At 34.5% G+C, this 14,869-nt stretch carries 11 protein-coding genes and 1 tRNA gene; 7 read left to right on the top strand and 5 right to left on the bottom strand.

The window, feature by feature from the left end:
• Positions 1-329 precede the first annotated feature (329 nt).
• Positions 330-1,670 carry an SPFH domain-containing protein gene (locus Q0857_RS14030; protein WP_298536359.1) on the top strand — a complete coding sequence of 447 codons (1,341 nt, stop codon included), beginning with the start codon at positions 330-332 and terminating at the stop codon, positions 1,668-1,670.
• Positions 1,671-1,836: 166 nt separating this feature from the next.
• Here the strand turns inward: Q0857_RS14030 and Q0857_RS14025 are convergent, their stop codons facing one another.
• The gene (locus tag Q0857_RS14025) at positions 1,837-2,367 is read right to left on the bottom strand and encodes a hypothetical protein (protein WP_298536357.1); all 531 of its coding nucleotides are present in this window, start codon (positions 2,365-2,367) and stop codon (positions 1,837-1,839) included.
• Positions 2,368-2,606: 239 nt separating this feature from the next.
• Here Q0857_RS14025 and Q0857_RS14020 point away from each other — a divergent pair, with 239 nt between their 5' ends.
• Positions 2,607-4,421, top strand: coding sequence for a DUF5060 domain-containing protein (locus Q0857_RS14020; RefSeq protein ID WP_298536355.1), 1,815 nt, complete (start codon positions 2,607-2,609; stop codon positions 4,419-4,421).
• A gap of 13 nt (positions 4,422-4,434) precedes the next feature.
• Entirely contained in the window at positions 4,435-4,587 is a 153-nt protein-coding gene (locus Q0857_RS14015; protein WP_298536353.1) for an SsrA-binding protein, read from the top strand.
• 70 nt (positions 4,588-4,657) lie between these two features.
• Here Q0857_RS14015 and Q0857_RS14010 read toward each other — a convergent pair.
• From Q0857_RS14010 to Q0857_RS13995, 4 genes are all read right to left on the bottom strand, one after another.
• Positions 4,658-4,731 (bottom strand) — tRNA-Arg (locus tag Q0857_RS14010).
• Between the two features lie 317 nt (positions 4,732-5,048).
• On the bottom strand, positions 5,049-6,674 hold the full coding sequence (locus tag Q0857_RS14005) for a hypothetical protein (protein ID WP_298536351.1): 1,626 nt from the start codon (positions 6,672-6,674) through the stop codon (positions 5,049-5,051).
• Positions 6,675-6,721: 47 nt separating this feature from the next.
• Positions 6,722-8,515 carry a RagB/SusD family nutrient uptake outer membrane protein gene (locus Q0857_RS14000; RefSeq protein WP_298536349.1) on the bottom strand — a complete coding sequence of 598 codons (1,794 nt, stop codon included), beginning with the start codon at positions 8,513-8,515 and terminating at the stop codon, positions 6,722-6,724.
• A gap of 77 nt (positions 8,516-8,592) precedes the next feature.
• The gene (locus tag Q0857_RS13995) at positions 8,593-11,727 is read right to left on the bottom strand and encodes a TonB-dependent receptor (protein ID WP_298536347.1); all 3,135 of its coding nucleotides are present in this window, start codon (positions 11,725-11,727) and stop codon (positions 8,593-8,595) included.
• Between the two features lie 550 nt (positions 11,728-12,277).
• Between Q0857_RS13995 and Q0857_RS13990 the strand changes: the two genes are divergently transcribed.
• The 4 genes from Q0857_RS13990 (at position 12,278) to Q0857_RS13975 (ending at position 14,853) form a co-directional block, all read left to right on the top strand.
• Positions 12,278-12,907 carry a Crp/Fnr family transcriptional regulator gene (locus Q0857_RS13990; RefSeq protein ID WP_298536345.1) on the top strand — a complete coding sequence of 210 codons (630 nt, stop codon included), beginning with the start codon at positions 12,278-12,280 and terminating at the stop codon, positions 12,905-12,907.
• Between the two features lie 178 nt (positions 12,908-13,085).
• Positions 13,086-13,643, top strand: coding sequence for a YeeE/YedE thiosulfate transporter family protein (locus tag Q0857_RS13985; RefSeq protein WP_298536342.1), 558 nt, complete (start codon positions 13,086-13,088; stop codon positions 13,641-13,643).
• Positions 13,644-13,645: 2 nt separating this feature from the next.
• Positions 13,646-14,059, top strand: a complete 414-nt coding sequence (locus Q0857_RS13980; protein WP_298536340.1) for a DUF6691 family protein — start codon at positions 13,646-13,648, stop codon at positions 14,057-14,059.
• A gap of 2 nt (positions 14,060-14,061) precedes the next feature.
• Positions 14,062-14,853 (top strand): sulfite exporter TauE/SafE family protein, encoded by a 792-nt coding sequence (locus tag Q0857_RS13975; RefSeq protein WP_298536338.1) that lies wholly within the window; start codon positions 14,062-14,064, stop codon positions 14,851-14,853.
• Positions 14,854-14,869 lie beyond the last annotated feature (16 nt).

Here is a 14,869-nt window from a genome sequence, read left to right as displayed (position 1 = left end):
CGTTTGGTTAACATATGGCTAAATATATATCTTAAAAAAACATTGATACAAATAGCCTAATTATTAACCTTAAAACCTGAAAAATATGATAACACTTGCTAAACTTGCCATTGATTTAATACTCTTTATTATATCTCTTATTTAACCACCAAAAAATAGTAAAATTTAGTCTAGAATAAATTTTTACTTTTTAAAAAACCACCTTTCATATTGACGCAAAAAACAACTAAAGTCTTTGGCTTTAAGTAAAACTCAGTGGCTAAAATTCAAACAAAAAGCGATTCTCAATACATTTTAAAAAAAAGTATAAACCTAAAACATAAATAACTATGCTAACTATTCTCGGAATTTTATTAATTAGTATTGGATTACTTTCACTTATATTAAAACCCCTTCTTAAACCAAATAAACTTATTAACTGGTTTAACAAAAAGCGCAGTTTACAGATATCTTTATTAGGTCTTATTATGAGTGTACTAACGGGTATGTTCTTCTATGCAGATGCCTGTACGGCCTATGCCGTTCAATATGTATCTGGTGGAGACAAAATGATAACAACACAGGGTATAAAATTAAAATGGTGGGGACGAATAATCCCGTTATCATACGAAACTTCTATTAAAGACATTATTACAAAAACGGAAGAAGAACTTCCAAAAAATGCTCAAGGCATCTATAACAGAAAAGCTCAAAAATGGGAGTTTAGCGATGCTATTAAAGCAGAAATTAGTACCTCTGTAATCGTAGGAGTAAACATTAATGATAAAGATGTTTTTTTAAACATGGCAGACAGAAACCGTAGTGAGGCTAAACTAATTTTTGGAAGAGTTTTACCCAATATAGATGCTGCTATAAAAAACACCTGCAAACTCATGGATGCCCAAGATTATATCTCAGGTCAAGCCTCGGATTTTGATAGATACTTTAGAGACCAACTCGAAAACGGCATGTACCAAGTAGAATTATATTATGAAGCTGAAAATAACAACGAAATTGTTGGAGATACAACCACTGTTCGACAAATTAAGATTGGTAAATCTAGTAAACAAAAAAAGTTTCGTATTAAAAGAGACGTTCATGGTGAAATTATTAGAGACAACTCTAATACATTAAAACAATATGGATTAAAAATATATCAAGCCCAGGTAACAGGTATTGATTGGGAAGAGTCGTTTGATAAAAGACTAGATCTTCAAAAAAATGAGGTTGCTCAAACTCAATTAGAAAAGCAACAAGCAGAGCGCGAATATTACAGGGCTAAAAAAGAGGTTGCCAAAGGTGAATCTGAAAAAGCGAAAGAAAGAGCACGTTTAGAAAAAATTCAAATTCAACAAACTATTGAAGCTGAAACAGAAGCTAAAGTTGCTGGATTTAACTTAATTAAAGAGAAAAAGCAATTTGAAGTCGAGCAGTTTAAAGCTAAAAGTAAAAAAATAGCGGCAGATGCTCAATATTATGAAAATGCTAAACTGGTTAGCGCAGGGTTGACACCTCAAGAAAAAGCAGAATGGAATTATAAAACTGCTGTGGGCGTAGCTAAACAACTTAAAGATTTAAGTTTACCTCAAACCTATATTGAAGGCAGCAAAGGAAATAATAATAATTTACTACAATCCTTAATTGGCGCAGATTTAGCGAAGAAAATGATGAATAATGACGTAAAAGAATAATGACAGACAGTTCGTAACATATTCCTTTAATTCAATACTGGTACCATTAAAAAGCCAGAGTCAACTAGACTCTGGTTTTAAAGTTGAAGTAGTAATTATTGACTTTTAAAGTGGTATGCTTAAAACATAACCAATGCAAGACCTATCAATAATTCTCAACCAAAATTTAAAACCTATAACCAACTCCAACAACTAAAGAATAGGTAGAGTACTCTTGTTTATAATCCCAATATACACCAGTCATTAATCCCCAAGGTCCTTTCAATTCATGGATGTATTCCCCGCCTAATCGTGTTACAAAAAGGTTCTCGTTCTTTTCAAACTCAACGCCTAAGCCTCCAAGTAAGTGAATAGATTCTAACACTCTATATGAAGCCCCTCCTAACACCATAAATGCATTTTCTCTGTTAAGCTCCTTGCTGCGAACTAAGTACTTGCCAAGCTCTAAATCAAGCATTAAAAGAAGCTCCCAGCGTTCATTAATTTCTCTCGCATAGTCTAATCCTATAGCCGGAACAAAAACACCAGAATTACCACCCCCTTCAAGTTCCTCTCCACCAGGAACATGGGTATATCCAAAATTTAAAAGAAACGAATTCTTTAATTCTGATTCTTCTCCCAAAGTTTCCTGAGAAAAAAGGTTTCCAGATAAAACCAAAAACGCAGTGATAAATAACAATTTAATATTTAAATTCATAATTAGATTTTGAAATTAAAACTAAGGAAAAGAAATTAATAATTTTTCAAAGTTACGTTAATCAATCGTTTCCATGAAAATAATAGATTATGATAATCTTTTAATCTAAGTTGAATTTTTTTTCGTTTCTCTTTTCTTTTAAAGTCAATTAACCAGTTATAATCTAAACTTTATATGTCTTGAATTTTTAAGATATTTGTAAATAAATTTTCAATAAACGTCTAACACCATTACACTTTATGCACTCAAAAACCTCAAGAATTGTTTTCACTGTATTTCTAATAATTGGTTTAGCAAAAACGTTAAACGCACAAAATATAACAGGTGAACTAAAGAAATGGCATAAAGTAACCCTTGAATTTGAAGGTCCAGAAACTTCTGAAAATGCTGAAAACAATCCATTTCTTAATTATAAACTAGACGTCACTTTTACCAACAGCATGTCGGGAAAAACCTATACCATACCTGGGTATTATGCTACGGATGGAAATGCTGCTCATACAGGCTCTGACTCAGGGAAAATTTGGAAGGTTCATTTTTGTCCTGATGAAATTGGCAACTGGGACTACTCAGTAAGATTTGTAAAAGGTAAATGGGCGGCTGTAAGGGTTTCCAATAAATTAAAATCGGCTGATTATATGGACAAACTTAAAGGGTCTTTTAATATTGCCGAGTCAGATAAAACCGGTCGAGATTTTAGAGGAAAAGGACGTTTACAATATGTAGGCGAACGCTATTTAAAGTTTGCAGAAAATGGCGAATACTTTCTTAAGTGTGGTTCTGATGCACCTGAAAATTTCCTAGCTTATTCGGATTTTGATGGAACACAAAACAATGATGGTCACAAAGACGACTTAATTAAAACTTGGGAAGCGCACTTGCAAGATTGGAATGAAAATGACCCAAGCTGGCAAAATGGCAAAGGAAAAGCTATAATTGGTGCCGTAAATTATTTGGCCTCAAAAGGCATGAATGCCTTCTCTTTTATAACCATGAATATAGAGGGAGATGATAAAAATGTTTTTCCATACGTAGACTATAACACTTATGACCGATTTGACACCTCCAAACTAGATCAATGGGAAATTATATTTGAACATGCAGATAAACTTGGAATGTTTCTTCATTTCAAAACTCTAGAGGCCGAAAACCAAGGGTTACTTGACCATGGCGGAACTGGCCTTTATACAAAGCTATATTATCGAGAACTAATTGCTCGCTTTGGACACCATTTAGCTCTCAATTGGAATCTTTGCGAAGAAACAGGTGATTGGCAAAATCCACCTAGAACTTTCCCCGTTGATGTTCAAGGGCGTTTAACTCTTGCCAATTATGTATCTTCAATTGATGCTTACAAACACCATATTGTTATTCATAATGGAAACTGGTATACTGGACTTTATGGTAAGGAAAGTAAATTTACTGGTGCTTCATTACAGACCAATAGAGCCGATTTTGGCAATGTACATAAGCAGGTATTAAAAATATTCAAAGAAGCCGAGGCAGAAGGGAAAACATGGGCCGTGGCCTGTGATGAACCTGGCGATGCTCAGCACTCATTAGTACCAGATTCTGAAAACCCTAAACATGATCATGCACGTAAAAATGGACTATGGGGAGCCATGATGGCTGGGGCATGGGGTACAGAATGGTATTTTGGGTATAAACATGCGCATTCAGATTTAACCTGTCAGGATTACAGGTCTCGTGACTTATTTTGGGATCAGGGAAAAATATGTCTTGATTTTTTTAAAAAAAATAATATAGAATATTGGAAAATGAATTCTGATGATTCCTTAATTTCTTCAGAAGGGGATTTTGTATTAGCAAATCCAGGAAAGAGTTATGTCGTATTTCTGAAAAGTGGAGGCGAATCTTTTTTAGATCTAGGAAATTACAATGGGGAATTTAAAATTTCATGGTATAACCCTCGAACTGGAAGCAAACTTCAAAAAGGTTCCAAAAAAATTATAAAAAACAGCGGTAAACAATCTCTAGGTCATGCCCCAAATGAAGAAAACAAAGATTGGGTCGTTTACATAGTCAAAAATTAATGAAAGCTAACATATGAAAAAACAATTATTTAGAATTATAGCCAAGCTTAATAAGGCTATTTTACCCAGTTTTTCTAAGAAGCAATTGGATTTAGCAAAAGCAAATAAACTACAAATAGCCATTATTGGTTGGAAATGGTACATAACAAAAAATGCTTTAGATTAAAACCAAAAATTTTTAAGAACCCTTTTAACGTAAAAAATCCTTAACATTAAAGATGCTAAGGATTTTTTTGTGACCATGGCAGGATTCAAACCTGCAACCTCTTGAGCCGTAATCAAGTGCGCTATTCAGTTGCGCCACATGGCCTTTTTTGTGGCTGCAAATATACATTTTTTATTAAAAAACAACTAAATTTTTAATTCTAAAAATAAAGAATTTCTTGAAACTACCTCAATGAGCATATGGGGAATTCTTTTCAATAAAAATTACCGAATACTTAACGAGTTATATTCCCTTTCGCATACATGCTCAAATACTCTCTATTTTATATTATAAATTAAATGAAAGAACAGGCGATTTAACGAGCTCGGTATTTCTGTCATGTCTTTGCTGCAAATAGTAAAAGCCCATTTATATTTTAACAAACGGGCTTTTACAAAACTATATTTTTAAAACTCTACTAATTATGGTCGAGTTTCTACATCATTAACATAAAAATTATCAAAATAGGCTACATAATCTGACGTCCCAGCCCCATTAGGCAATATCCTGAAATAAAGTTCTGACAATACTGCTACAGAGGTAAACTCTAACTCCAAAGTAACCCATTCACCTACTGCCTGGTTAGGACTAACCCACAACTGCGACCACTCTTGCAACCTCCATAAACTAATTTCGGATGGATTTATAGTTGAAGATTCTAAAAACATCGAGAATCGCATCACATATGTTTTTCCATCTTCAAAAGTAATAGCATCACTTCCTAGTGGTGCAGTAACCGCACATCTTTTACCTTCTTCCATTGTTAACTTCATGCTATAGTCTCCATCTAAAGCGATATCTGTTGTAAACTCTATATCGCCTTGATTAGCTCCCCATTCTGGTGTAAATGGCCCCCATGCATTACCTCCATCTTCAAAACTAGCAATATTAGGCGGTAACATGTTAACATCGTGCATTATTACCGGCGCATCTTCAAAAGCTTCAGGGCTTCTGGTATCTGTTGATTCTAAAGAACCATTACCATCATAAGACACCGTAATAACATCTGATCTATAAATAGGATCTTGCATCTTTATATTTAATAACGTCGCATCATTAGGATTTAAAGAGACTTCTGCAATGGAAAATTCTACGTCGTTTACTTTAACCGTAAAAAATTCTTCTTGTCCAACAAACGGTGCAAATTCTCCATTAAAAGGCACTATTATGGTCTCATCTTCTAACTCTACGATATCTCCAGTGAGCACAAAGGGTTGTGATGATGGTATCACCTTAATAGGCGCAGGCATTACATAGGTCTTAAAACCACCTGGTATAAATTGACCACCTCTAATAAGGTTTATTTGCCCGTTAAAAACACCTAACTTCTTCAAAACAATCTGAGCTAAAGAATCTGGACTCGTAGCAACTACCTCTAGTTCAACAGGGGGTGGCACGCCCTCTTTTGGAGTACGCGTAATTACCCAGTTACGTTCGGTAGGCTCTCCTTGTGTGCTTAGGTCAACAAACTCTAAAAAATCGCCAGCTTCTACATAAATAGTATCTGTACTTTCATGATCAAGTACCATTTCATTTTGTCTTACCTCTATTATTGGTACTAATGAATCAAATACTTTTACTGTAAACGTCGTATCAATTACCCATTTATCTCCAACTCTTTCAGACCCTAAAAAATAGTCTTCAACACCATTATTTCCTCTAAAAGTAACCGAATCGTTAAACGTGTTATAAAGCCTTACTTCCTTCATTCCAGCTTCTTGAAAATAAACATGAACTGTTTTTTCAGAAGAAATTGTAGCTCTTGGTTCAATAATAAAATCATCTAAAATAGAGTCATGTCTTGAAATAGGCCCCTTTAAAAAAGATAATCCCGTTGATTCTAAAGTCCAGGTATGCTCCACCGTACCAAACGACAAATCAGAAAATGAAATGTAATTTTGAAGGGCAACATTCAAATCTCTGGACTGTCCTGTACTCAAATAGAATCCAATATCTGTTAAGTCAGTAGGCGGCTCATAGTCATCATCTTGACATCCTATTAAGACGCTTACCGCCAGAAACATCATATATATTAATTTATTTTTCATTTTGTTTGTTTTTATTAGTTTATAAAATTATAGATTAATACTACTTATTAATCATACAATTTAGGATTAGCTATAATTTCACCATTTGGAATCGGCCAATAAGCATGTGATGCATCATTATAGTTTTGACTAGCCTCAATAAATTCATTCCATCCTTCATTTACCTTAGGATCATCTGGTGGTAATTCTTCCACAATAGATTCCCATCGTGTTACTCGCTTTCCATCCTGCAAAACAAGAGAGTGATGTAAACCATGATATCTTTTCTGCGCTAACTCTTGAAAACGTTGTTTTTTAACACCCCATCTTCTTAAGTCAATATTCCTAACACCACCATATCCTTCGCAAGACAACTCTAATGGGTACTCCTTATATCTTAAATGTTCCATTAGGGTTTGTGCATTATAAGTAATATTATCATGATCATTAGTAGGAAACTCACCAGAGCCATTAGGTCCAAGCAATTGAACTGCCGAACGCCTTCTTACTTTGTTAATATATAACAAGGCCTCATCTATATTTCCTTGTTCTATCATACACTCGGCATATTGTAAATAAATTTGAGCAAGACGAATTAATCTTTCATTTATAGCAGATCTTACTTTTCCTGGTGAGATGGCATCTTCATCCTTTTCTCCTAAGTCCCAATTTGTATGCTTTCTCCAAAAGGCTGACATTCTAACATTAAAATTAGATCCTTGACCAGTAATATCTCCACCATAATATGGCATATCTTCGTCATCAACTAAAGCCACAGACCAAGAGGTTCTTAAACTAAATTTTCTAAAACTTTCATTTCCATCTTCATCAACAACTATATTTCTTGCATCTGTAAAATCGATCTTTTCATTCCGATACTCTAAAATAAGCCAATTAGCAAGTACACCACCCCACCAAGCTCCTGGACCTCCAGTTAAAAGCTTTTGTAATGAGGCTGTATTAGCCGTATCTCTACCATCCCATGGGCCTAACTCGTTCTTAAAATTCATAGTGTAATTGATCTCCAATATAGATTCTTGATTAAATTCATCCATAGTGGTAAAATTACTGCCAATATTCGGCGCTAAGGCATAATCAAAATCATCGATAAGCCTTTTAAAATGAATCGCTGCTTCTGAGAAGTTTCCAGCAAATAAATAGGACTGACCAATTACCGCTACAGCGGCTCCAGCAGTCACTCTACCCAAATCTCTCGGATCTTCCCAAGACGTTGGTAAGTTATTTTGTGCAAAATCTAAATCCTCTAAATAAAAATCTCTTACAGTTTCGGCTGGTTGAAGGGCATTATAAAATTCAGACTCAGTCTCGGGCACAAAATCAAGTAATGGTACTGAGCCGTTGTTAAACGAATTATGCAACATAAAGTAAGCGAAGCCTCTAATAAATCGAGCTTGAGCATACATTACGATAGCTTCTTCCTCATCGTCTTCAGTTTCAAACGTACCTAACAAACCCTCTGCGCCTCTAATCACTTGGTTGGCTCTAAAAATCGTAGTATATAGAGCTGACCATTTACCATTGGGAGCCTGATCGGCTTCATTAAATATTTGCAGGTAATATGGGTTTACATTATTAGGTCTTTGATAACCCGTACCCCATGCTATATCAGACCTTAGCATCTCATCAACCAGTCGAAAATTACTTCCTCCTGCCAAGCCTTTATAGGTTGCAGTAAGGCCTTTATCTAAATCATCCAAGTTACTCCAAAATGTAGCAGTGGAAATCTCATTAGGATTTGTTTGTTCAAGAAATTCATCCTTACAGCCAAAAAAAGCTAAAGACATAGACAAAACAAACAAAGTTGTTAATTTGGCACATTGTGTTTTAATATATTTTTTCATTTTCTTGTTTTTATGTAATGTAATGATATGAAACGAATTACATCTTTAAATTTAACTATTTTTTCCATAACAATAAATTAAAAATCGACTTGTACGCCTAGTCTAAATTGATTGCTTACAGGATATGTGCCTTTGTCAATACCTCTTGTACTAACTCCGTTATTTCCAACTTCTGGATCATATCCATCATATTCAGTAAATGTTAATAAGTTTTGGCCAGCGGCGTAAACTCTAAATCTAGACACATTAATCTTTTCGGTGATTCTCTTTGGTATGGTATACCCTAAAGAAATATTACGTAACCTAATAAACGAGCCATCTTCTACCCAGTAATCTGTAAACCCTCTATAATTATTATGATTTGCTCCTCTATTTACTGGTATTGGCGAATTATTGTTTTGAGGTGCCCAGGCATAAGCAAGGTCCCTGTGGTTTCTACTTTTATAGGCCAATGCCTTATTTCCATTAATAATTTCGGCTCCTGATGACGCGTACCACATCATACCAAAATCAAAATTCTTATAATTGGCCGAAAAATTAAAGCCCATTTCAAAATCTGGAATACCACTACCCACATATTGTCTGTCGTTAACATCTAAAACCCCATCGCCAGCGTCAGGAATACCATCACCATTAGTATCAACAGTTAAGGCATCCACATATCTTAAATCTCCAAGTTTAGCATTAGTATCAAGCTTCTGGTATTCTATTAACTCTTCTTCAGTCTCTATAATGCCATCCGTTTTTATCAAAAGAAAAGCGCCGGCCTCACGACCTAATGCTAGAAAAGATGTAAGATCTTGATCGTTATCATGACCAGAAATACTACTATCATCAAAAGGAATAATTTCGGTTGATCCAGACATTTTGGTAATTTTATTATCGTTTTGTGTAAAAGTTAAACCCGCACTCCAACTAAACTTGCCACCATGTTTATAATTTACTGCATACTCAATACCTTGATTCGTCATATCACCAACATTAAGCGTTACCTCCCCATTTGAACCGGTTCCAACTGATTGCGGAAGTAAGACTGGAAACAACATATCTTTTTTATTGGTTCTGTAATAATCCCCAGAAATAGTTAGCTTATTTTTAAACATACCTAAATCAAAACCAAAGTTTGAAGCTATTGAAGTTTCCCACTGCAAATTTGGATTCGCATATTCTGTTTGAACGGCCCCTATTTTTAAATTTTCATTAGCGCCAATTCCCAAGGCATAATCATTATCAAGCGTAATTGTTCCAAATTGTGCATAAGGATCAATACCCTGGTTACCTATTGAACCTATACTAGCTCTCATTTTAAGTGAATTAGCAACATGTCTTACAGGATCCCATAATTTCTCATCAGAAACATTCCATGCGGCTGATGCTCCTGGAAAGACTCCCCATCGCTTATTTTCACCAAAAGCAGAAGATCCATCTCTACGCACACTCGCACTAAACAAATACTTCCCTTTATAATTATATTGAACTCTCCCCAACATACCAATTAATGTTCGCTCAGAATCTTGTTGCCATTGTCCCGTTCCAGATCCTGAACCTTGATCAGCAGTTCCTCCATTTAGTACGGTAATGCTATTATCTATAAGATCAAAACGTTGCCCAAAGAATTGAGAATAATTAAATTTTTCGGATGTATAAGCTGCAGTGATATTAATATTATGATCACCAAAAGATTCACTAAAATTCAATATATTTTCTAAAGTCTGTCTTTTTCTTAAATAGCTTTCATTTCTTACTCGTGAACGCTGTGTTGAGACTTCATCACCATTAATATCAACGGCTACAAACTTTGGATTGATAATCCTTCTTGTTGAATTTTCATAGGCTGCAGAGGCTCTAACTGTATATTTTAAATTATCAAGAATACTATATTCAGCAATTATACTTCCATCAAAATATTGAGTTTCTGCATTATCTTGTTGCAGAAATTTATATCCTAAATTTGAAATATTATCTGCGGCACTCCCCTCATCTGCATTATCAATTGCTTCTTGATTCGGATCAATAGCTACTTGATACGCCGGATATCTAATGGCATCTAACAAAAGCTGCCAGGGTGCTCTGGTTTGATCGTCTACTCTAAAAGATAAACCCGTAGATATTTTCCATTTCCCCTTTTTGTATTGGGTATTAGATCTCACATTGAATCGCTTAAGTCTTGATTTGATAATAACACCTTCTTGATCGAAGAAATTACCATTTACACTATATGTTAAACCGTTACTACCACCAGAGATACGTATATTATAATTTTGAATAGGTGCTTGATCGTTTGTAATAGTGTCTACTAAATCTGTATTGTTAGTTAAACTAAATGGATTTCTTTCAACACCAGTCCAGGTGTTTCCAAAGGTTCTATCATTTAACGCCTGCGATTGCAGGAATTGTGTATAAAAGTTATCTTCAACAGATAGCGTAGGTGTTCCTGAAGTGATATTTTGAATACCATAATAGCCTTCAGCCTGTATTTTCATTTGACCTTCTTTACCAGATTTAGTAGTAATTAGTATAACCCCACTAGCGCCACGTGTACCATATATAGCGGTTGAAGCGGCATCCTTTAAAATATCAATAGTTTCAATTTCGTTTACAGATAACCTTGGGTCACCCTCAAAAGGTATCCCATCAACCACATAAAGCGGTGTATTGGATCCGTTAATAGACGTTAAACCACGAATTTGAATATTCGCTTCAGAGCCCGGAGCACCAGAACTGGCAGTTACATTTACCCCTGCTACTTGTCCCTGGAGTGCTGCTCCAATATCAGAAGTTGCTGTTTGTGTCAACACTTCTGCTCCCACTTGTGCTACGGCTCCCGTAACCTCTTTCTTCTTTTGGGTACCATACCCAACTACTACTACTTCGTCCAATTCGGAGAGGTCTTCTACCAAGACCACATTTACAACGCTTTTTCCAGATATGGAAACCGTTTCTGTAACGTATCCTAGATAACTAAATTCTAAAACGCCACTAGAACTGGCATTTAACGAATAATTCCCATCAAAATCGGTAATCGCACCAGTATTAGTCCCTTTTACAATTACCGTAACTCCTGCTAAAGGTTCATTTTGAGATGTTACGGTTCCACTTATTGGAATAGACTGTGCATTTATTGCATTGATGCTTGAAACAAACAATGCAATTAGACAAATCTTGAATCGCCATTTCTTAAATGACCATTTTTCAAGTAAATCAAATTTCATACTTAATTAGTTTTAGTTTTAATTGTTAGTAGCTCTTTTAAAAAAATTGATAATAATTAACTAAAAGTTATTACCGAATAGAAAATAAATAGTTTCTTCTCAACCTAAATAATTGTAAAGCATACAAACCTATCTAGATTACTAAAAAAATAGTTTTACATATGTGTTTAAAACGATAACATATGTTTTACATGAAAGATCTTGTATTAACAAAAAGGGGCAATACTATCTCAAATCTCAACTGTTTATTAATAACAGTAAAAAGCTACATTTTGATTTAAATGTTCATGAGAAATTTCGTTCAATATTTTTCATAAAACACTGTTAATAAAACCTTTAAACACCAAACGATAACGTCTAGCGTCAATACTCCAATTGTAAAAACACACTGTAACCGGGCATATAAAACCGCCTAAAAAAGGTCTCATAGAATTAAAAAACAAATTATCTTTTGATTTTATGTGTAGGTTTTTATTGAATAGCATAAATGATTTTATTGGATAAATCTATCCAAACAATTAATTCAATATTTAAATTGTTATTTTTGATAATGACTTTTGAATTACTTAAACAAAAATTTTCCAATACTCTAGATGAAAAACTCATTGAAGAGATTTTTGAAATTGGTCAATTTGCCTCGTTCAAACAAAACGATATTATCATTGACATTGGTCAACCCTTAAAGTTTATCCCACTTCTTTTAAGTGGCGATATTAAAATCCTCAGAGAGGATGATGAAGGCAATGAATTACTTATTTATTTTTTAGAAGCTGGCGAAACCTGCACTATGTCGCTAACCTGCTGTATGGGTACCACCAAAAGCAAAATAAGAGCCGTAGCAGAAAAAGACACCTCTCTTGTCATGATTCCTGTTGAGAATATGCAAATCTGGTTTCATAACAATGAGAGTTGGCGAAGTTTCATTCTAGAAAGTTATCAAACCCGTTTTGATGAAATGCTTGAAACCATTGATAATCTTGCTTTCATGAAAATGGATAAGCGTCTACTTAAATACCTTATCAATAAAACCAAACTTCACACCTCAAAAACTATTATTGTAAAGCATCAAGATATTGCCGAAGATTTACATACTTCTCGTGTAGTGATATCAAGACTTTTAAAACAATTGGAAAAAGAGAACAAAATAAAATTAAGTCGAAATAAAATAGAAGTTTTCTAATTTAAATAATTTAAGCGTTACGTCCAGGTATGGGCTTTTACAAGTCGCCCTCTTTAAGGAATTCCAATAATTACACAATCTCTCACGCATCTAAATAACGAGCAAATTAGGTGTTTTAAGTAACAATTATTACAAACTTAAAACAGTCTTACCTCTAAATTTGCACAAAACACGAAACATGCAATATATTTTAAACCCTTGGCCTTGGTATATCTCTGGACCATTAATAGCAATAGTAATGGCACTGCTACTCTATTTCGGAAAAACATTTGGTATGTCGTCAAATCTAAGAACACTATGCGCTATTGGTGGTGCTGGTAAAATTGCCGATTTCTTTAACTTTAAATGGAAAGACCAAATATGGAACCTTACTGTAGTCGCTGGAGCCATTATTGGCGGGTTTATTGCAACGCAATATTTATCAAATGATAGCGTCACCAATTTAAATCCTGCCACCACCGTAGAGCTTCAAAATATGGGCTTTAAAACCCCGGGAGCCACTTTAGTTCCGGACGAAATGTATAGCTTGGATGTACTAGCAACACCGAAAGGCATGCTACTATTAATTGTTGGAGGCTTACTAGTAGGTTTTGGTACTAGATATGCTGGTGGTTGTACTTCTGGTCATTCCATAACAGGACTAAGTAGTTTACAAAAACCCTCTTTAATTGCCGTAATAGGTTTTTTCATTGGTGGTTTAATCATGACTAATTTTATTCTCCCTTTAATCTTTTAAATATGAAATTTATAAAATTCTTACTGGTAGGTATATTCTTTGGTGTTGTTTTAGTGAAATCTGAAGCTGTATCATGGTTTCGTATTTATGAAATGTTCCGCTTTCAGTCCTTCCATATGTATGGTATTATAGGAACAGCCATTGCTTCTGGAATACTATTTCTACAAATCTCAAAAAAAGGTTATATAAAGAGTATAAAAGGCGAAGATATTTTTGTTCCCAAAAAAGATAAAGGATTCACTAGATATATTATTGGGGGAATCATTTTTGGATTTGGTTGGGCACTAATTGGCGCATGTCCTGGTCCTATGTACATACTTTTAGGAACTGGTGTTTGGAGTATGATTCTTGTTATCCTAGCTGCTGCAATAGGCACATTGATTTACGGCATGCTAAGAAACAAATTACCTCATTAAGTATGGATAACATCCAAATATTAGGTTTTTTTGGTGCCTTAATTGTAGGTTTGGTTTTAGGCCTAATTGGTGGTGGTGGCTCCATACTTACAGTGCCCCTGCTGGTTTACCTTTTAGGGTACAACCCAATTATAGCCACCGCTTACTCGCTTTTTGTTGTTGGCACCTCATCTATGGTAGGCACATACCAAAAGTATAAAAAAGGCCTAGTAAATTTTAAAATAGGCTTAGCCTTTTCTTTCCCTTCTTTTATAGCAGTTTATTTATCAAGGCGCTATTTAGTTCCTAGTATTCCAGATACTCTTTTTTCTATTAAGAATTATACGTTGACTAAAGACATGGGAATCATGATTTTCTTTGCAATCATCATGCTACTTGCTGCCTTTTCCATGATTAAAAATAGAAAAAATGAAGACTACTCTTCCACAAATCAGCCTTATTTCAAGACTTTTGTTCAGGGACTCGCCATTGGTACCATAACTGGAATTATTGGTGCTGGTGGTGGATTTCTTTATGTTCCTGCCCTTGTACTTTGGGCTAATATTCCCATGAAAAAAGCAGTGGGCACATCATTAGTTATCATTACTATTAACTCACTTATTGGTTTTATTGGAGATGTTCAAACTTTAGATATTGAATGGATTTTCCTTTTATTTTTTACAGGAGTTTCAATTTTGGGCATCATGCTAGGCGTGTTTCTCTCAAAATTTGTAAGTAGCAGCAAACTAAAAAAGAGTTTTGGTGTTTTTGTTCTTCTAATGGCTATTTATATTATATATATGGAACTCAATTAGTCTAGTGTAATATAAG

The sequence above is a fragment of the uncultured Algibacter sp. genome (assembly GCF_947495925.1).
Taxonomy (GTDB): Bacteria; Bacteroidota; Bacteroidia; order Flavobacteriales; family Flavobacteriaceae; genus Algibacter_E.
This window is presented reverse-complemented; position numbering and strand designations above follow the sequence as displayed.

Excerpts from the sequence above, each read along its gene's own strand:
- Q0857_RS14005 (WP_298536351.1), bottom strand. The coding sequence starts at position 6,674 with ATGAAAAATAAATTAATATATATGATGTTTCTGGCGGTAAGCGTCTTA.
- Q0857_RS13995 (WP_298536347.1), bottom strand. The coding sequence starts at position 11,727 with ATGAAATTTGATTTACTTGAAAAATGGTCATTTAAGAAATGGCGATTC.
- Q0857_RS14000 (WP_298536349.1), bottom strand. The coding sequence starts at position 8,515 with ATGAAAAAATATATTAAAACACAATGTGCCAAATTAACAACTTTGTTT.
- Q0857_RS13975 (WP_298536338.1), top strand. The coding sequence starts at position 14,062 with ATGGATAACATCCAAATATTAGGTTTTTTTGGTGCCTTAATTGTAGGT.
- Q0857_RS14015 (WP_298536353.1), top strand. The coding sequence starts at position 4,435 with ATGAAAAAACAATTATTTAGAATTATAGCCAAGCTTAATAAGGCTATT.
- Q0857_RS13980 (WP_298536340.1), top strand. The coding sequence starts at position 13,646 with ATGAAATTTATAAAATTCTTACTGGTAGGTATATTCTTTGGTGTTGTT.
- Q0857_RS14020 (WP_298536355.1), top strand. The coding sequence starts at position 2,607 with ATGCACTCAAAAACCTCAAGAATTGTTTTCACTGTATTTCTAATAATT.
- Q0857_RS13985 (WP_298536342.1), top strand. The coding sequence starts at position 13,086 with ATGCAATATATTTTAAACCCTTGGCCTTGGTATATCTCTGGACCATTA.
- Q0857_RS13990 (WP_298536345.1), top strand. The coding sequence starts at position 12,278 with ATGACTTTTGAATTACTTAAACAAAAATTTTCCAATACTCTAGATGAA.
- Q0857_RS14030 (WP_298536359.1), top strand. The coding sequence starts at position 330 with ATGCTAACTATTCTCGGAATTTTATTAATTAGTATTGGATTACTTTCA.
- Q0857_RS14025 (WP_298536357.1), bottom strand. The coding sequence starts at position 2,367 with ATGAATTTAAATATTAAATTGTTATTTATCACTGCGTTTTTGGTTTTA.